Raw genomic sequence first — 18,901 nt, forward strand, 5'->3', positions numbered from 1 at the left:
TCGTGACTTCAATCGTGAGATAGGGCGCATCAACCGTTAATTCGAATTATTTCCCTGATCCTTCCATGAAATGCTATATCACATTGCAGTTACCAACGGTTTTTCTATTATCACAATGGTAACAGACCCAAACCATATCCATTGCTAATAGATTGTTCACCACAGCACATATACCGAATATCATAAAAGCTATGAAAGAAATACGATTAAATTTCTTTTTATGGAGGGGGCATTTGTGGAATCCATCCTATTTCATCACAACGTTAGCGAAAATCAAGAACAATCAAACACTCATTTACAAATCCATTGAATGTAGTCGTGAAGTGGATGATCATACAAAGAGATTGGCAAGGACTCACATACCATGCTTGTTCTAAGTTGCTAACACAACTTAAAAAAGAAATTTGGTATACCAGTAGCATTCTTTACCCAAGAACACGAACGAATTCGTGTGAGTGTTCAATTAAATAAGCTCTGATAAATTTCAAGTTGACTCCCAAGTGTTCTTTTGTCATCAAACTGTCTTTTTACTATTTTCCGACTATTCTCGCCGAATTGCAATCTTAACGCCTTATCATTCGCCAATTGTTGCAACCGTGTATACAACTCTAAACTATTTTCTTTTTCCACTAAGAAGCCGTTCTTGTTATGAATAACTTCTTCTCTACATCCACGAATATTTGTGGCTATAATCGGTTTCTTCATTGCCATTGCTTCCAAAATGACTAATGGTAAACCTTCACGATGGGAAGGTAATACAAACACATCTGTAATTGCAAGTAATTCTGGAATATCTTTTCTAAAGCTAGTAGGGATAATACAGGTGTTATCTTTAATGATTTTCAATAATCGTCTATAGCTTTTCTGATCACGTTCACTTACGGATAGACCCCCGATTATTAGTAACTTCACATCATTATTTGATTTCGTAAGTTCTTGAAAGGCATCTATTAATTCAAATATACCTTTTTCCTTCACTAACCGACCAATAAATGTAAATACAATATCGTTTTTATTGATAGAAAACTCATTTCTTAGTCTTATTTTTTCTGATTCACTGACATGTTTAGGATTAAATCGATCCCGAAAATCAACCCCGTTATTAATATGAAAGATTGAATTCTCTGTTTTAAAATGCTTGCGTATACATAATTCATAATCTTCTTTGCTCACTAAATGTAACATGCTTGTAAAATAACGAGCAAAAAATTTTTCTATACTGTATAGAAACAAATAATTTAGCTTCGACATATTCTCGTGAAAGTAAAAACCATGTGCAGTGTAAATAACCTGTTTCACACCTGCTAGCTTTGCTGCAACACGACCAAGTATGGATGCTAGAGGAGTGTGAACATGGACAACATCATAACGTTCCTTTTTCATTAAAGTAGTTAGTAGGGTGATAGATTTTAAATTTGAAATAGGTTTGATTTCTCTATCTATCGGAATATGGATCATATGCAGTCCTTGATGTTGCAATTCTTTAAAGCATGGGCCAGTGTTTGTACAAGCATAATGGACAATATATCCTTGTTGAACTAGAATATTATGAAATGGTTTTAAAAAAGCTTCAACAGCCATATCAATATTGCATATCTGTAATATTTTCATTAGAACATCACTTTGATAAATTCAAATCGTGATCTCCATTTTAGATATAAATAATAAAGAACCATTTTTCCAAGTAAACTTTTTGCCTCATAGCATTTATATTCCATTACTTCCGTTCCGCCAAATCTTCGCTTAAATTGATCTATTTTTTGTAATTCAACATTATCAACTTCTAGTGACAATCCGGAAAAATCATAGATAGAACATCCGGATTGTTTAAAATATAGCATTTCCATCCAGTGTAAATATTTATTTGCTCTACCAATTTTATTTTTTTGTGATGGGTCTACGAATAAACGAATGGAACAAGAATAAATCAAATAGGCACGATCATCATTGGTAGAAGATACATGACTACATAAGATTTGATTATTTTGGTCCTTAACATATGAAATCATTAATAAATTTTTTTTCCTTAGCGCTCTTAATTTATTTATATTACAAGGTGCAATCCCTTTTTTTTTCGCAAAACGATTATATAATACAGAAAAATCATCAATTTCTTCTTCAGTAGGTTGAGTACTAATCTCAAATTTTAGTTGCTCTCTTTTTGCTCTCTTGATATTATATCGAGTGTTTCTATTAAGATTGGAGTATAAATTTTTCTCACTTTGTTTGATATCTATTTGTAATGTTTTGAATCTTTTGTGCAGCGTAAACCTCTTGTTCTCTAATATCTGTTTAGGTAATTGGGAGTGAATGATGATATCTGACTTGGGGATTTCACTTGATTTATCTTGCAATCCATATATATCTGTTATTTGTAAGAAAGATTTTTTCCACTGAAGTATTTTCATTGGATCACTCCTATTGAGAAAGAATCATATGAGAAAGCTCGCTCATATTCATACTTTCCATTCCATATTTCTTTTTGAGTTTTGAAAAATGAATGAATATTTTCTCCAAAAACAATATATTTTCATCTAGATTAATACCAAAATTATGCGGATGCCACCACAAGTGATATATTTCTCCAGTTTTAGCTGCATGTGTTAATTCCGAACATATTCTGTTTAATCGAATAGATTCAAAAAAACGAAATCGCTTAGAATATGGACGAAGAAAACGACTCGCTGGAAGATTTAGTGGAAGATGATTGTCCTGATGATCAATTTTATAAGTATTGTGTCCAGATAAATTTAAATAAGAATCAATATATCGAAAGCATCTCTTTAAATTTTTCGTAATTGAAGAGTGATTCATGGGTTGATAAAACCAACCGGGATTGTTCCCCCTATATGAAGTAATTCCTAACTGTTTACAAATCGATAGGTATTCCGAGTTTACTTGATTTCGAGGAAAAACAATGCTTTTTAAGTTGATATTATGTTGTTTGGCGATATAAACAGATTTCTCTAAATCCTTCTCGAACTCTGCCTTTGTTTGCCCTTTTTCTAAGCAATAGTAGTGGGAAAATGTATGTGTTCCGATTTCTTGATATAAATGAGTAGAAATTATTTTGATTAACGAAGGAGAAAAGTGAAAGGGATCTTCAAATTCACTCGAGTTCAGTGAATCAATGTAAGGATAGGGAGATAAATTTTTATCTTCATAGTTGGGAAGTTGTTCAGGGAGCTGATTAATTAATTCCCCCTTATTTTTAAAAAACAGGAAACCAACAATTGCCCATGTCGCATGGATGTGGTATTGTTTGAATAATTTTAATACCGCAGGGATAACAGATCTTACTCCTAAAATATTCTTTCCATAAGCTTCTTTTGTAAGTTTGTCTCTGACTCCCCAATAAAGTTCAAAGTCTAAAGATATCATAAATACGCCATTGCTTCTTTGAGTTGTTGAACTGCAGGGTTTTATCACAGTAATCACGCGATAGTTAATGCCCTCCTTTTGTAATATTGAAGGAAAATATTGATAGATCAATATATTATATATAATTAGTAGCTGAATGAGCATAATATTTAACTATATTTACGAAATTGTGTTTTGGTTAGCTGACAGGAACTCATTTTTAAATCCCTCATAATAATATTTGTAACGGTTTTTATACAAATAAGAAGGGGTTTGGGGACCTACAAGATGTTAATGAAGCATTCAGTGATTTATTTTAGCGCACGTGGACTTTCAGGAGTAATCAATTTGTGTGCGATAGCGGTGTATACTCGGTTAGCATCACCAGATGTGTATGGTCAATTTGTAATGATCCTGGCAGTCGTTGAGTTTTTAAATGCAATTATGTTTCAATGGATACGATTTGGAATACTTCGCTATGCACAAAGGTATTCAAAAGATTATAGAGTGGATTTTCTTAACACCATTGTTGTATTGTTTTTTACGATGCTTATATTGACATTGATATTGTTTATATTTGTTTATTTGTGCTCAATAGATATAGGAAAATGGGGAGAATATTGGTTTTTTAGTATTATTCTCTTATGGATATTAGCATGGTATGATCTCAATCTTGAATTACTCAGAGCGGATCTATTTCCAAAATTCTATGGGTGGATAGTAATAAGTAGATCGATTTTAACATTTACCTGTACTGTTATGATGTTGATTTTTGGAATAGGTGCTAACGGATTTATCATTGGTATGATGGTAGGTATGTTGTTTCCTATGTTATTTGTAATGAAGAGGAATTGGATAGGAATACGATTTCCAGAAATAAATTCAACCATTTGTAAAGAAATGATCACCTATGGACTACCATTAACCATTACTTTTAGTACGCATTTTTTGATGGTCAGTTCAGATAGATTATTGTTGGGATGGTTACAAGGATCATCAGAATCAGGATTGTATTCCGCCGCTTATGATCTAACTCAGCAAACATTACTATTAATTATGACAATCATTAATCTTTCAGCATATCCAATTGTTGTTCGTACATTAGAAAACGAAGGAGTCAAAGAAACAAAAAAAAGATTACGACAATACACAACCTCTCTTTTTTTTGTTTCAATTCCCGCTACAGCTGGATATATCATTTTATCTCCTAACATTTCCCGACTTTTTTTAGGGTCAAATTTTATAGAGGCATCCTTAATTATTATGCCCTTGATTGCATTGACCGCCTTTCTGCAAGGAATTAAACAGTACTATCTAGATTTGTCGTTCCAACTGGCGCAACGAACTTGGTTTCAAATATGGCCAAATATGTTAGCTGCTAGTACAAATATAGCCCTTAATTTTTTCTGGATACCAAAATGGGGTATTTTGGGAGCGGTGTACGCTACACTTTTCTCAAACTTTATATCCATCGTACTCTCTTGGTTTATAGGGAGAAAAATCTTTGTGTTACCATTTCCATTAAAGGAAATACTAAAAATTATTGTAGCGACAGTAATGATGATGTGCACTCTAAACTCAATGGTGATATACTCAGGATTCCTTAGTCTATGTGCTCACATTGTATTAGGAGCATTTATATATATCCTGGTTGGATTATTAATGAAAATAGGGGGATATCATCGATATTTTATAAGTACCCTAGATCGTATCATTAGAAAAAAATAATTGATGTGAAGGAGTCACTGTCTTTTCTTTTTTAATGGAGCCCATGGCAAAGCTAGAAATAGCCAAAAGTGACGCCAATGTAAACTATCAATAAAAAAGCTATTGACGAAAATACCAATAAGAACAGAGGCAAATAGAGCAAAATAAGGTTGATTGACGCGCTGACTTAATAAAGAACGTCGAATGGATCGATTAATTGTAGACATGAAAAGAAGCATAAATCCAACGAAACCTAACCAACCGTTTTCTATTAGCACTCGAATATATAAATTGTGTGGTGACAGACCATATATCATTTCGGCTTGCCCAGGACCGATCCCAAGAGGCGTCACAATCGTATGTTGAATGATTGTACTTTGCGTTGCAAATCGTTGTTGGTCATACCATTGAAGACCGGATCGTTGTGTAAAAAGTTCATGGAAGCTATTGATATTGAATAAACATAGAAAGGAGATTGATAATAGGGCCATCAGGATCAAGAGTATTTTTTTGTTAAGGAAAGATGGCCTTAGATACAATGTGTAATTTTTAACATACAGGGTTCTGAGAAATATAAAGACACTCAATGAAACAAAATAATTTAACCAAGCGGCTCTTGAAAAACTAAGAAGTACACCCATACTAGTAGATAAGAAAATGGTAAACCATATTATCTTCTTCTTTTTAGAGGATCTTGTTATTTTGTGGATTGCATAAATAGAAATGGGTATCAAAAAAGCACCGAATACATTGGGATCTTGAAAAAGTGCTGTTGCTCGATCATACTTTATGAACCAATTATAGTGGGGTATTAATTGAAAAAAGGCGAAAATAGATAGGATCGACGAAAAAAAGGCAGCAATGGTATATCCAAAAAATATTTTCTCTAATAATTGATAGCGACGAAATTTCGTTAATACCCCAATGAAAAAAATCCAGAGGCAAATTAGGTATACACTAATCGTTAGATAATATATACCTTCATTTAAATTGATTATTTGGTACATAGAAAGCAAGATTCCAGCAAGGTACATTAAAACGAAGGTGAGTGTTCTAATTAAATAACGTCGAAATTTCAAATACGACAACAAAGCACCTGTAATCAATAAAGTGATGATGAGAATATCAAAAATCGCAGGTTCAGTGATGACAATCCCACTAAACAACATAGTGAACCAGATCATACTATAGAAGGCAAATTCGATCGGCGATATTTGTTTTGACAGAGTGGTTACCTTCTTTCTGTTTGTAGATTTTCTATGAGTTTTTTTAACAGACTGGAGGGTCTTCTCACTTCTAACCAAAGGACGATCATCAGAGAGAGGATGAATCCGAGTGTAAATCCAATCGCTAAATATATATATTTGTTTGGTTTTACAGGGGGATAGTCACCAATATTTGCTTTTGTTAGAATATGAACATTCTGAACATTTAGGACATATTTGATTTTACTTTGAAATACGTATGAAATAGTATTTGCCATCAGCACAGCTTTTTCATGATCTGTATCTTCAACAACTATTGAAAAAACTTGTGATGCATTGTTTTCAGAATGGACGTATACGTGCTCGGCCAACTCAGGAACATCTTCTTCTAGTTGTAAACTTTTTGCTACTGGTTCCATGATATAAGCGCTTTTTATGATTGAGTTATAAGTTTGTATTAAGTTTAAGTTTGCCTCTACATCTCCATAAGATATTTCTTTCATATTAACCATTAATTCAGTCTCTGCTTTGTATTTAGGGGTGACAAAAAAACAAACAGCGCCGCTAATAATAGTGGTTGAAAGTGTAATTAACAAAATCAATGGTAGATACCTTACAAAGCATTTATAAAAATAAATCAAACTAAATATCTTCTTATTCATTTTGATACACTCCTTTAAAGAGTTATTATTTTAATCTAACGGTTGTTATCGATGCATTATGAAGCACGCTATAAGAAACTATGTTTTATACTGATGGATAAAAGATTATCTAGCACCTTCACCTGAAAAGATCACTATAATTGTTTTAAGGATAATTTTAATATCGAATAAAAAACCAATGTGTTGAATATAAAAAAGATCATATTGTAATTTTTCTTCGATAGATAAATTATTACCACCATTCACTTGAGCCCAACCAGTTAAACCAGGTTTTACAATTAAACGGTTACAGAACCCACTAACTTCTGTGTTTAATTGTGTATCTAGAAGCGTAAATGGTCGTGGGCCAACCATACTCATATTGCCTGCTAATACATTAATGAGTTGAGGAAGTTCGTCTAATCTTCTGGCTCGTATAAAGAAACCCACTCGTGTAATTCGCGAATCGTTTTTTTCGGTGTAATGGGGACCTATTTGATCAGCATTTTTGTGCATTGATCGTAGCTTTAAGATTTGAAAGGTTTTTCCCCACTGACCTACTCTTTCTTGTCTATAAAAGGCTTTCCCTGAAGTGTCTAGCTTTATTGCTATGATAATTACAATAATGATAGGGAGTGCAAAGACTATACCAATTATTGATAAAAAAATATCTACTAATCTTTTTCCGTAATAACTGTAGATAGTGGGTTTTTTTTTATTCAATTTGATTAAATGGTGATTTTTAGCTATATTTTTGCGAAGAAGATTATTTTTAGAATATTTTTCAGGAAATTGATTATTTGTCATAATCCTCTCCCCTATCTTATTTTTATAGAGTATTTTCCTTTATTCAAATTGGTTACGGCTACAATCTAAAAATCTAGCTCCTAATTAAATATATAGTTGGATGACCAAAATCGGATTAGACAATTATTAATGGAAGCCTGTTTATACTCCAATAGACTTTAGGTATCTTAATGTTCTGTGAATACGGAACTTATTAAACCAGTTGACGCAGTCACTGAATGCCAGTGTTAGTTGATCAAGACTATTAAGTCATTTGTTTCACAAATAGTCTTGAATGTCGCTTCAACAACAGCATTGTCATAGCTATTTCTAATTATGAATAGAAGAGAGATGAACGAAAAATCAAATAGATGAAGAATTGTAAGGTGGTTTCAAGGCTCTTGATGGAGTGCTGAAAATTCCATGTGACCCCCACTATTTAAAAATAATGGGATCAGTTGAAGGTTTTACGCTACTGACCATTTCTAGCAACAACACATACTCGTAATTTTGGTATAATTGGTTCTATTCTGATAAAAAGAGTCGGTTCTAAGCATCCTTTTAAAGGGGATACCGAACCACGTCCCAATCACCTCACTGCTTATAGAAGCAGGAGTAAGCTTGGACAATTTAGTAATAACTAGCATTTCATCTTTTTAATTACTTGTGTAGTTCAAGCTGTCATTTGTGTGTTTACCATTTGTTTCTTGGAATCGAATTCCCAATGCTGCCAAGATAAAGATTATTAATGCCCCCATGAGATACCACACAGCACCAGTGAAAGTGCCTTGATACATTGTAATCAGATAGCCCATAGTTACAGGAGCCAATATTGCTGCGATCTGACCACCGAAGTTCATAATGCCTGAGACAGAGCCGATACTAGAGGCTGGAAACATTTTATGTGGAATAGACCATAACCCACCGATGCACATTTGTAGGAAGAAAGCAGCTATCCCTTCATACAGAAGTATCATCAGTAGAGAAGTTGAAAAAAACATAGCATATAAGAAACTACCTCCAAGCACTCCTGCAATTAGAAACAAATATTTCTCCCGGTTGACAAATAATTTATCAATAAGTATTCCCCCAACTACAGTACCAAGAGCTCCTGCTAATCCAGGCATTGCCGAATAGATACCTGCATGCAGGAGATCGAGTCCTCGTGATTTCATCAGATAAGTGGGCAACCATGAAGCAAATCCCCACATAGCTCCATTTAAACCAAACCAAGCAATCGTAAAATGCCACACCTTTGGCAATCGTATCACTTCTCGAAATGGCATTTTTGTGGATTGTTCCTGTGTAGTAGAGAGAAGTTGCTCTGGACGTGGCACAAGTAAATATAGAGCTGCGATCACTATACCGAGAATCCCAATCACCACAAACATTGTCCGCCAACCAAGAAGATACATTAGTGGGGCGGTAATTAATGGGGTGAGGGTGATTGTAATAGGGCCATTTGCCTTTAATATAGCCTGCATTCGCGGGCGATTTTCTCTTCGTACATATTCACTCACGGCCTTCATGCTAGCTGCTGGAAAACCTCCTTCTCCTAAACCAAATAAAAAACGGATCACCAAAATGGATGTCCATGACCAAGCGTTACCTGTTAAGATCGTAAAAACTGACCAAATCGTGATCGATGAAATAATCACCACTTTTGAGCCGAATTTATCTGCTAGCCAGCCACCGGGTACACTCATCAATGCATAACCAACAAAAAAGATACTCATAATCCAACCTTGAGCTGCTTCATTTAACAAGAACTCTTTTCCAATCAACGCAATGGCAAGCGTCATCACCATTCGATCAAGAATAGATATAAAATCACTGGCGAAAAGCAATGAAATGATGAAGCCTTTTTTTTCTCTTAGAGAGGCAATTTTCTGATACATTTATCATTCCCCTTGCTCTGGTTTTATTACATAAGTTGTTTTCAGTGGTCCATCTGTACGAAAAAAAGTTAGACAACCTCTCTGTGTCTCAAAATCACCATGTGGAATGCCAGGGGGGCGCCAAAAATAAGAACCTTCATGAAACAATCCTCGATCAGTTGTCATTTCGCCATAGATTTGAAAGCCCTCTTCTACTACAGGATGAATTTCATAACGGGTATCACGCATTTGCGGAAGAACCCCAAGCAGCCAAGAGCTGGCTCCTGACTTTGGATGTTGAAATAAACTTTTTCGCATTGCTCCGATAGTAAAGCCGGGTGTAATCGTTGCTTCCCAAGCCATCTGATTGGTATCCTGAATGATCATTTCTTTTTCACTATCAATAATCGTACGTGTAATCAAATCTCCAGCCGACATGAGCAAGACTTGAAGATCACTTTGGACTACGATTGGTGCTAATCGTGTGCCGGATTCTAAATAGAGATGCGTTAACTGAACAATCTCGGTAGTTCCAATTCTAAGCTTACCTTTTAAGATAAGCAGTTCTAAATCAGCTTGATAAATGCCCCCCTCTCCCGTACTACCAGCAGGGATATGAACAAGACTAGTAAATGCTTTGGTTTCATGATCAATACTCAAGATTTTTTGTTTGGATTTTTCTGGGAAACCTGGTATTGTAAGCGTTTCCCATGGTAAAGTTTCATGATGGATAAATTCTGTATGTTCTCTCAAATTCTATGTCTCCTAAATGTGATATTTTTAGCGTAAATGAATTATATAATAAACTTATTTAATCATCAAATTGAATTATACAAAAAACATTTTATAGTTTTAATGGATCGACAGAAGATCAAGGGGAGAAAATAGGCACAGACACAGTCATGTAATCAATGAAGGAAAAGAGAATACAAATAAAAAAAATTGAACTTGAGGCAAAGAGGGTTTAATATTCATGATATTCGGAAAATAAAACTCCGATCAGCCTTAATACATGCTGACCGTTTCCGGACGAAGATCCTTAGGAAGACCTTTTGGTTATCTCCGAATGCAATCGAAGATTATTCAATTGTATTTCCTGAGTAGGGTTGCAGAACGAATTGTATATGTGCGTTCCACATTTTGTCTAGTTTACTGCTACTTTTGGCTAATCCTCGGCACGATAAGAGTCGTGTAAAGGATTGCGACTACCACTAGTGATAGTGGCCCAAGCCAGACTGTTGTAAGAGTGGCGACACCGAAGGTTACAGGAAGGCTGAATAGATTTGCTCCAATCGAGCCAGTCCGAACCCCAGTGCTGTAGTACGGAGATACACCGCGACCCTGCTGCTGTGTATGATCACTGGCTAGCTGTGAGAATGATGCGCGCCCTCCTGCGATGGAAAGCCCAAGAAGTATTCCACCCAGGATGCTCCACCACATTCCTCCGAACAGAATGCAGATCATACTACATCCGGCAAGAAGAAGTGCGAGTACCGTGACGAATCGGTCTCCTTTTCGTTCCGCGAAACGAATAGGCAGGAATCCGCCAACCGCACATACGAGCTGGTGGACGAAGAGTGCGATGTATGCATCTTTCCCCAGATGGAACTGGAGTAGAGCGAGTGTTGTGGAGCTGCAGACGATAATCGTACTATAGGGAGCAGCTACACGAATTGCACCCCAGTCGATTTCTACCTTGACTGCTCGCCAGTTGAGTCGACTTTTCTTTTTCTCTTTACCCGATTCTTTTTCCAGCCTCGACCAGTTGAGCTGAGAGAGGAGAAGTACGAACAGGGTAAGAACCGGTACAGTCGTCGTGAGGATGATCCATGCCAGCTGTTCGCTTTTGAGCCCTAAGAAGAACAGGAGCTGTGCTACTGCCGAGAACAAGTAGCACCCGGAGCTGAAGAAGCTTCCTCCACGTCTTTGAAGGTCTTTTTCGCTGGGGAGTGACATCCGCACCACTACAGCTACGGTGGTAAACGCCAAGAAGTGAGAAGCGCTGTAAACAGCGAATGCTCCTACGAACGAGATTAGCGTAGACGCCAGTCTTGTCCAGATGGTAGCGAGGATCATGACCACAAGGGCCATGCTAACCATCTTTCTTGGTGAGTACTTGGACATAAGCCGAGGGGTGATGTACGAGATATACGCAGAGATAGCGTAGAAGATCAGTCCGAGGACTGGTACCATCTTCACGCTGAGCTCGACACCGATCCGACCGTTCGCTCCCTGAAAGAAAAGGGCGAAGGTAAAAGCCAGAGTTGCTGCAGCGAAGTCCATCTCGAGGATGGGCTTTGTCGCCCATTGGTATCGATTCATCCAATATTGGATGAATCGATTCTCTTTTAATTGCACGATGCCTCCTAAGGCGTTTGTTGAACTGGCCCATCTTCGTCCTAAGATCAACCCATAGGGGTTTCAATCTTCCGATAACTCGGGAAGAAAGTCGCTCAGGTAACTGATCATAACCATGTAAGGTTGTAAGATGGGCATATGGATGATTTAAATATAGCATAGATTTATCATTATTAAAATATATGATTATATTATAAATTAATCTAATTATTCGTCTCGATCTCTACCTTTAGAAGTAGAATTTAATAAGGGACGAGAGGGACGAGAGAAAAAATCCGAAGGTCCAGGATGGCGATTAAGTAACTCCCAAAATTCTCTATCTTCAGGTGAAAAGGGGAGAGCATGGAATTGCGGTTGTTTTGCTTGGTTTTTTGCATAGTCACAACCTTCTTTAAATAGTTGTTCTTCTTTTCTTCCTTGAAATGGAGGTGGAATTTGATGTGGATTGGCTACAAGTTCTTCTAAAGTAATATCTTCGATACGATAATCGGGTATCAAGACAGATCGATAACCATTTAAGAAAACATCCACCAAATGAATGTGATCATCTAGTATCGCTTTTCTTAGAAGAGGGGGAATTTCTTTGCTATATTTCTGTTTTATTCCGTTGATAAATGTTTTCACTTCAGGATAATCACCAGCCAATATGGCATCTTTCTGCGCCCTTTGTTCAAAATCTATCACTTGTTCTCTTCTACTAAACATCCAGCCCAGTCTGATGATATGTGACTCTTCTTTTGATGGTTTTCCAGTGTATTTCATGGGTGGAAACTCAGCGCTATGATTCATACCATACAAGTAAAGATCTAGTAAATCTCCGCGATTCTGTAAAACAATTTCTCTGAGAATTTGTGGTGTTTTATGGAAATATTTCGAGCAACTTAAGACAAAATCTCTGCCGGTATCTCGAATTAAAGAATAATCTTCTTCCATATCTTGCCCAGCAACATGTATTTGATTTTTTAGTGCTTCTTGTTTTTGCTCTTGGCCTTCCAAAAGGGCCAAGCCAGAACCGACAAAAAAATTAAGTAATGCGACTGTACTATACTTTAAAGAATCTTCTGCGTCCCTCTTGAATGTTTTGATTTTTGGAGAAGCATAAGACCGTAATTCTTCTATTTCGTGGTTATATCTCAAAGCATCTCTAATAATCTGTTTTACATAGCTTGGAATGGTTACGTTTCCTTGGGTAGAACATCTGGAGAAGTTTGGCATTGTTATCAAATGTTCTTTATTTTTTATCCAATTTTTCGTTAAAAAATTTGGATCAACGGTAATGGTTATTAGCTTCCCTTTATGATCAGTAAACCTTTTACCAGCCATTAGTTGACCAATTTTGTATGCATCATGAAAAACTTGATCAGTCTGTCTATTTTGTATTGAGTTTCTTCCTAACCATGTATCGACTGCCCCCAAACATACAGCAAACCATGCATATGCATTGTCATTTTCCATGAGGAATATTAAATACTCAAGTATGGTTGAATCACTGGACTTTAAACCACTTTTGAAACGGATTTTAGTTCGAAGATCCACGAAAATTTGAACCACTTCCTATTCCAGTAAAAGGATTAATGAACGAAAGGTTTAGAGTTTTCTCAACTAATAACTCAACAATTAATTTGAAGATTTTATTATCAATATATATTATATCCTATCCTGTTATACAGTTTAGAAACATTGAATAAAAAAACTCTAGGTTTTTCTCTTAGACTCGTGAGGATAAGGGATCTATCCAAATTCGTCCAAGAGTACTCCCGCTTCTACAAGCGGTGAGGTGAATGGGACGTGGTTCGGTATCTCTTTTGCGGGGATGCTTAGAACCACTTATTTTGTTAGAATAGTTGTAGCTCTTTGAAAACTGAAGTTATGGGGTTGTTGCTGGAAAGGGTCAGTAACGTAAAATCTTCAACCACCCAGCTCACCGAAGTTGCGAAAACCAAGCGAAAGTAGGGAGCATAGCAGAGCATACTTTGTTTTCACCGCTGGGACGGCGGGTAGAGCCTGCTAAGATAACTGGACGTTGGTCTGGTGTTCGCAGGAATCTACCACCTCTATAGGTGGTAGTAGTTCAAGTGGAATGATATACCAAGAGTAACAACTATCTGTTTGCTTTATTTAATGCTCATGATCGCTGGAATAGCGGTTTAAGCTTGGTAAACACCCCATTAGTAGACAGGAATTCCTTAGAATCTCCCACCTTTAAGTGTTAGCTAAGTGGTGGGAGTATTCAAACGAGTCGAATATTTAAATGATCATAGCCTCTAAATACAAAATTCGAATTAGGTACAGGTGAATTAGATGGAGATAAGCTCAGTTTTGGAAAACGTTCTAACATTTTCGTTAAGACGATTTTTGCTTCTAGTCGTGCTAGCGAGCTACCCATACAGTAATGAATTCCTTGACCAAAAGATAGGTGGGGATTGGGTGAACGATCGATTTTGAACTGATTGGCCTGTTTAAAAATCGATTCATCACGATTACAGGACCCCAACCAGATGACCACTTCTTGCCCAGATCGAATTGTGTGATTACCAATTGTTATATCATCAATTGCTATACGATTTATACATTGAACTGAGGAATGGAATCGTAATACCTCTTCAATGGCATTGGGTATAAGCAATGGATTCGCTTGTAAGGTTTCCAGAACTTGAGGGTTTTTAAGAAATAGATACATTGCATTTCCAAGCAGATTAACAGTGGTTTCACTTCCAGCAGAAAGGATAGCTCGAAAGAAATCGCGTAGTTTTGGAAGTTCTATGTTCTTTTTATTCTCATTTAAAATATCTGAAACCAAATCATCTTGAGGGTTTTTTTGTTTTTCTGACATTAACTCCTCGAAAAAACGATTTAATTCATCAATTGAGTGTTTAAAATTCTTCAATGCTATTTTAAGAGGTTTGCCGGTTGACATACTTCTGCTTACGGTTAATCTTGTCCATTTTTTTATATCCTCATAATGTCGTTCATGAATACCCATTAAGCGCATTAGCATAAAAATAGGAACAGGACTTGCAATTTCTTGCATAAAATCAATTTCTGTTAATTTCTCTATGTGTTTCAACCTTTGTTCTGTAATCTCTGTTATCAGTGATGACATCCTTTGAACGTAACGATGGCTAAACTCCTTAGTTGCCAGTGATCGGAATCTCATATGTTCGGGGGGATCCATGCTGATAATACTATCTACCTTATCTTTTGATCGATTTGAGGAGAAAGAGGAGTGATCTATTAACACCTTTTGTGCGTCTTTATAACGGAAAATGTCCCAACACCTTCTACGTTTATCGTAGGATATCGGAGCTTGATCCCTCATTTCTGCATACCAATCAAAACAATTACTGGAATAATTCAAACCTTCAGGAGCAACAAAGTGTCCGATCAACAAGGATGTCATTTTTAGAGTCTCCTATTCATTTGATTTTTGTTTCAATAAGGGAGAGAGTATATAGTTCACTGATTTTTGATGTTTTTCAAGATCCCAACATTCTGCACAACCCTGAGCTTCTAATGGATAGATTTGAGAAGGAGAAACCCCGCTTTCTACTAGTTGTGCCATTTTTTTGAATGTGTAAATTGCAGGTTTTGAAGGGCGCGTTAGTTTTTTAAGGAGTTTTTTTAATGAATGTGTAAAATGTTCATCTTCATAAACCCAATCAACTAATCCTATATGGTGCCCTTGATGGCTGGATATTTGTTCTCCAGTTAATAGTAATTGGAGCCCTTTTTTCGTACCGATTTTTTTCATGAGTCGACTCCCTCCACCCCAGGCAGTCGTAATCCCTAATCTTGCTTGAATAAATTGAAAAGTAGCAGAGGAAGATGCGACACAAAAATCACAACTAGAAACGATTTCACATCCACCACCAATGGCTTTACCTTCAACAGCAGCTATGGTAATCACATTGAGTTTCGCGATTTGATCCAATAACTTGCCAACACGATATAAAAGTGGGTAGACTTGATTACCACTCATTTGCTGATGTTGATTTAAATCCCCACCGGATACAAATATTTCTCGATAACCCCGAAATATAAGTGCTTTCAATTTGTCATTTTGAGAAAACTGCTCAATTGTTATTTCTAATTCCTCAATCATTTCCTCATTAATGGTGTTCGCTTGTTCAGGGCGATTGAAGTAAATGTAACCGATTTCATTTTCTTGAGAAACAATTAAGGTGTTCATTTAACTTTTCAAATCCTTTGTTTATTAGCATTATCTTTTAATAATCGATTATATATAATTGTATTTGTGATTTCAATTAATATATATTTATTGTTTTGTTTTTAATATTTTAATTGTTATTCATTCATTAGATTTCAAATAAGACTAGAGACGTGAATTAGCTAAACAAAAAGAACTTGAAGGGTTACCAAAATCAACCATGAATATTAAAAAAGACGCAAAGAAATGCTATTCCACTGTATCTATAGGAGAACTGACTTTTTGGCTCACAACTCCAATTGATATAGTCGTTTTGTGTAGATGAAAGCAATAGAAATGCAAGTAGAATATTGAGAAGTGGTAATATCGAGTAAGAAGCGGATAACGGAGAATTCTTGTGGGTATATCATGAAGATAATGCGCAGTCATGTAAATTAATCCAATTGAAATGATTTTCCCCAAGGAAAGATAAACCTTAGGCATTTTTAATAATTAAAACCGCGCCAGGCGGTGGGGAGACCCACCGCCTGGCGACAGCTTACTTTCTCAGCCTTGGTCTTCGAGCAGCTTCTTCAGGGCTTCGTCGGCATCGTTGGACTTGGCTTCGGCGAAGGCTCTCCGAAGCCACCTCGTCTGGTTGTCGACGCCTTCCTCAAGACCTTCCTCATTCTCACCAGGTGTCTGAGAAGCAGCCAATGTAACCTCGATTCGAAGCTCTAGTAAGTGTTGTTTGTATGCAGACTAGTGGACTCTTTTGGGAAAGAGGTCGCTCTACCTCCTTGAGATTGACCATAAACAAATTATCTAACATGATAATTATAGCCAATAATAGCGATGACAAAAATGAACAATTGGTAAAATTTATAAGCATTCAGTTCATAAGTGTTGACCGTTTTCTCTATTAACTATTAACAATAACTCCACCATTGAGATGGATGATTTGACCTGTCATATAGGAGGAATCATCTGATGCTAAGAATACATATGCTGGTGCTATTTCTGCTGGTTGTCCAGCACGTTTCATCGAATTTTTGCTACCCCAACTGGCTACCTGCTCAGCAGGAAAAGAAGCAGGGATTAGTGGTGTCCAAACCGTTCCAGGTGCCACTCCATTACTCGTATTCCTTTTTTGGTAAGAGATTTTGCCAATGAACGAATGAAGGAAACGATGGCACCTTTGGTTGCTGAGTAATCAATTAGTTGCTCGTTTCCCTCGTATGCGGCAAGTGAGGCAGTATTAATGATTGTACTTCCGTTTTGAAGATAGGGGAGTGCAGCTTTAGTAAGATAAAAAACAGAAAAAAAGTTAGTTTGAAAAGTACGTTCAAGTTGTTCTGTTGAAATATTTTCTAGTCCATTTGCACCCATTGTTCAGCAGCATTATTTACTAAGATGCCTAGTTTTCCAAATTCCTTTATGGTTTGTGACACAATCTGTTGGCAGAATGATTCATTTCATATATCACCAGCCATTGTCAAACACTGGCGGCCTTTTTGTTCGACATAATGTTTTGTTTCTTCGGCATCCATATGCTCATTGAAATAAACAATGATTACAGAAATCTGCCAGCTGAAAGCCCACGGTTTGAATCGTGGGAAGAAAGATGGCGTTGCTCGGTAATCCCTTTCAAGGGATTGCTAAGAGCAACCATTTTTTGTATAATCGAACGCATGAGCGGTGCTCATCCTGCTTGTAGCAGGCTTTGTTCCTGTGTACGTGATGGTATGAGGTTCAAGTGGCGAATCCATCTCTCCCGCTTGGTAAAACCATAAGAGTGAGTGATGGAACCGAAACTAGCGTACTGGTAACAGGTACGCCGCCCATGTAGATACATGCAACAGAAGTTGTAGAACTGTATGGGATGGGCTGATGGGACAGCCCCTAGCTTGGGAGTTGCACGAAGCAGAAATGAATGGAGTGCGTGAACTACCCAAGAATCCCACGCTTTTAAGCGTGAGGAGTCTCAAATCTGCACCTTCTTTAGCAAAGGCAACGGCAATGGCTCGACCCATCCCGCTATCGCCACCTGTAATAATGGCAACTTTGTTTAGTAATTTACCATTGAATATAATCGGGATTATCAAAAATAGGTCGTGGATTCATGAAAGATTCTAAACCTGGTTGCTGATTTTGGTGTTGTGGTGAAAATGACTTTGGAAAGGTTTGTGGATTCATCAATATTCTCCTGTCATCGTTTCTTTATTTTGAAAATCTGGGTAGGTGATATGAGCTGTATTTATATCTACTAAAGCGAGTTGATTTCCTGTAAAAGCCTTTTGGAGTGTTTCTTCTAATTCAACATGATTATCAATTTGATAAGCTTCCCATCCACAAGCTCTTGCTAATAGGACATAATCTGGATTCCTTAAATCAACGCCTATTTGGTTATATCCGCTTTTTTTCATCTTGTCTTTTTCCATTTGTAAAGTTTTATTATTTAAAACAATAAGTGTGATTTTTATCTGATGTTGGATGGCAGTAAGCAGGTCGCCAATTACCATATTGAAACCTCCATCACCGATAATGGCAACAAATTGCTTGTCTGGCACACATAATTTGGCTGCTAGTGCAGCAGGAAGACTAAATCCCATTGTTTTCCAATGCCCTGAAATGAGAATTCGTTGTTGTTTTGCTCGAAAGTTTCGGTAAAACCAAAGTGTAACATCCCCTTCATCTATTGCTAGAATTCAATCTGGAGAAACCGTTTTTTTAAGAGTTCGAATAATGTGTGATGGTGGAATGGGAGAGCCAACCTGATTTCCTTCTTGTTCATTTTGTAACATCCAGAATTGCTGTGTT

Annotated in this window: 14 protein-coding genes and 2 pseudogenes; 1 reads left to right on the plus strand and 15 read right to left on the minus strand. The window is 36.7% G+C overall.

The features are described 5' to 3' along the window. Positions 1-459: 459 nt before the first annotated feature. From BUB71_RS15735 to BUB71_RS15745, 3 genes are read right to left on the minus strand one after another with little or no spacing between them, the layout of a single operon-like run. Positions 460-1,611 (minus strand): glycosyltransferase family 4 protein, encoded by a 1,152-nt coding sequence (locus BUB71_RS15735; RefSeq protein ID WP_073156952.1) that lies wholly within the window; start codon positions 1,609-1,611, stop codon positions 460-462. Next, complete coding sequence (locus tag BUB71_RS15740; RefSeq protein WP_073156955.1) at positions 1,611-2,408, minus strand: hypothetical protein; 798 nt, start codon at positions 2,406-2,408, stop codon at positions 1,611-1,613. The genes BUB71_RS15735 and BUB71_RS15740 overlap by 1 nt, the downstream gene beginning before the upstream one ends. Positions 2,409-2,418: 10 nt before the next feature. Next, positions 2,419-3,438 carry a polysaccharide deacetylase family protein gene (locus BUB71_RS15745; RefSeq protein ID WP_245815668.1) on the minus strand — a complete coding sequence of 340 codons (1,020 nt, stop codon included), beginning with the start codon at positions 3,436-3,438 and terminating at the stop codon, positions 2,419-2,421. A 216-nt stretch (positions 3,439-3,654) separates the two neighbouring features. Between BUB71_RS15745 and BUB71_RS15750 the strand changes: the two genes are divergently transcribed. Continuing rightward, positions 3,655-5,088, plus strand: coding sequence for a lipopolysaccharide biosynthesis protein (locus BUB71_RS15750; protein ID WP_281248217.1), 1,434 nt, complete (start codon positions 3,655-3,657; stop codon positions 5,086-5,088). Positions 5,089-5,102: 14 nt separating this feature from the next. Here BUB71_RS15750 and BUB71_RS15755 read toward each other — a convergent pair whose 3' ends face one another. The 12 genes and pseudogenes from BUB71_RS15755 to BUB71_RS15815 form a co-directional block, all read right to left on the minus strand. Continuing rightward, the gene (locus BUB71_RS15755) at positions 5,103-6,236 is read right to left on the minus strand and encodes an O-antigen ligase family protein (protein WP_073156963.1); all 1,134 of its coding nucleotides are present in this window, start codon (positions 6,234-6,236) and stop codon (positions 5,103-5,105) included. 62 nt (positions 6,237-6,298) lie between these two features. Then, on the minus strand, positions 6,299-6,934 hold the full coding sequence (locus tag BUB71_RS15760) for a YveK family protein (RefSeq protein ID WP_073156966.1): 636 nt from the start codon (positions 6,932-6,934) through the stop codon (positions 6,299-6,301). A 105-nt stretch (positions 6,935-7,039) separates the two neighbouring features. Beyond that, positions 7,040-7,720, minus strand: coding sequence for a sugar transferase (locus BUB71_RS15765; RefSeq protein WP_084731702.1), 681 nt, complete (start codon positions 7,718-7,720; stop codon positions 7,040-7,042). Between the two features lie 635 nt (positions 7,721-8,355). Continuing rightward, complete coding sequence (locus BUB71_RS15770) at positions 8,356-9,597, minus strand: MFS transporter (protein ID WP_073156969.1); 1,242 nt, start codon at positions 9,595-9,597, stop codon at positions 8,356-8,358. A 3-nt stretch (positions 9,598-9,600) separates the two neighbouring features. Continuing rightward, positions 9,601-10,329, minus strand: a complete 729-nt coding sequence (locus BUB71_RS15775; RefSeq protein ID WP_073156972.1) for a DUF4437 domain-containing protein — start codon at positions 10,327-10,329, stop codon at positions 9,601-9,603. Positions 10,330-10,731: 402 nt separating this feature from the next. Next, positions 10,732-11,934: an MFS transporter gene (locus BUB71_RS15780; RefSeq protein ID WP_073156975.1), complete on the minus strand. Its 1,203-nt coding sequence runs from the start codon at positions 11,932-11,934 to the stop codon at positions 10,732-10,734. A gap of 207 nt (positions 11,935-12,141) precedes the next feature. Continuing rightward, positions 12,142-13,470: a hypothetical protein gene (locus tag BUB71_RS15785; RefSeq protein WP_073156978.1), complete on the minus strand. Its 1,329-nt coding sequence runs from the start codon at positions 13,468-13,470 to the stop codon at positions 12,142-12,144. Between the two features lie 694 nt (positions 13,471-14,164). Beyond that, a complete protein-coding gene (locus tag BUB71_RS15790; RefSeq protein ID WP_073156981.1) occupies positions 14,165-15,334 on the minus strand; it encodes a cytochrome P450 in 1,170 nt (389 codons plus the stop codon). Positions 15,335-15,346: 12 nt separating this feature from the next. Further along, a complete protein-coding gene (locus BUB71_RS15795; protein ID WP_073156984.1) occupies positions 15,347-16,123 on the minus strand; it encodes an enoyl-CoA hydratase/isomerase family protein in 777 nt (258 codons plus the stop codon). Between the two features lie 880 nt (positions 16,124-17,003). Continuing rightward, positions 17,004-17,658 (minus strand): annotated as a pseudogene (locus tag BUB71_RS18925) (SDR family oxidoreductase); the annotation flags it as partial. A 402-nt stretch (positions 17,659-18,060) separates the two neighbouring features. Then, positions 18,061-18,277, minus strand: a pseudogene (locus BUB71_RS20080) (NAD(P)-dependent oxidoreductase); the annotation flags it as partial. Continuing rightward, on the minus strand, positions 18,277-18,789 hold the full coding sequence (locus tag BUB71_RS15815) for a thiamine pyrophosphate-dependent enzyme (protein WP_084731706.1): 513 nt from the start codon (positions 18,787-18,789) through the stop codon (positions 18,277-18,279). The pseudogene BUB71_RS20080 and the gene BUB71_RS15815, both read right to left, overlap by 1 nt. Between the last annotated feature and the right edge of the window lie 112 nt (positions 18,790-18,901).

It is taken from the genome of Seinonella peptonophila (genome assembly GCF_900129355.1).
Lineage (GTDB): Bacteria > Bacillota > Bacilli > Thermoactinomycetales > Thermoactinomycetaceae > Seinonella > Seinonella peptonophila.

Coding starts and splice junctions, on each gene's coding strand:
- BUB71_RS15735 (WP_073156952.1), bottom strand. CDS start 1,611: ATGAAAATATTACAGATATGCAATATTGATATGGCTGTTGAAGCTTTT.
- BUB71_RS15740 (WP_073156955.1), bottom strand. CDS start 2,408: ATGAAAATACTTCAGTGGAAAAAATCTTTCTTACAAATAACAGATATA.
- BUB71_RS15750 (WP_281248217.1), top strand. CDS start 3,655: ATGAAGCATTCAGTGATTTATTTTAGCGCACGTGGACTTTCAGGAGTA.
- BUB71_RS15755 (WP_073156963.1), bottom strand. CDS start 6,236: ATGTTGTTTAGTGGGATTGTCATCACTGAACCTGCGATTTTTGATATT.
- BUB71_RS15760 (WP_073156966.1), bottom strand. CDS start 6,934: ATGAATAAGAAGATATTTAGTTTGATTTATTTTTATAAATGCTTTGTA.
- BUB71_RS15765 (WP_084731702.1), bottom strand. CDS start 7,720: ATGACAAATAATCAATTTCCTGAAAAATATTCTAAAAATAATCTTCTT.
- BUB71_RS15770 (WP_073156969.1), bottom strand. CDS start 9,597: ATGTATCAGAAAATTGCCTCTCTAAGAGAAAAAAAAGGCTTCATCATT.
- BUB71_RS15790 (WP_073156981.1), bottom strand. CDS start 15,334: ATGACATCCTTGTTGATCGGACACTTTGTTGCTCCTGAAGGTTTGAAT.
- BUB71_RS15795 (WP_073156984.1), bottom strand. CDS start 16,123: ATGAACACCTTAATTGTTTCTCAAGAAAATGAAATCGGTTACATTTAC.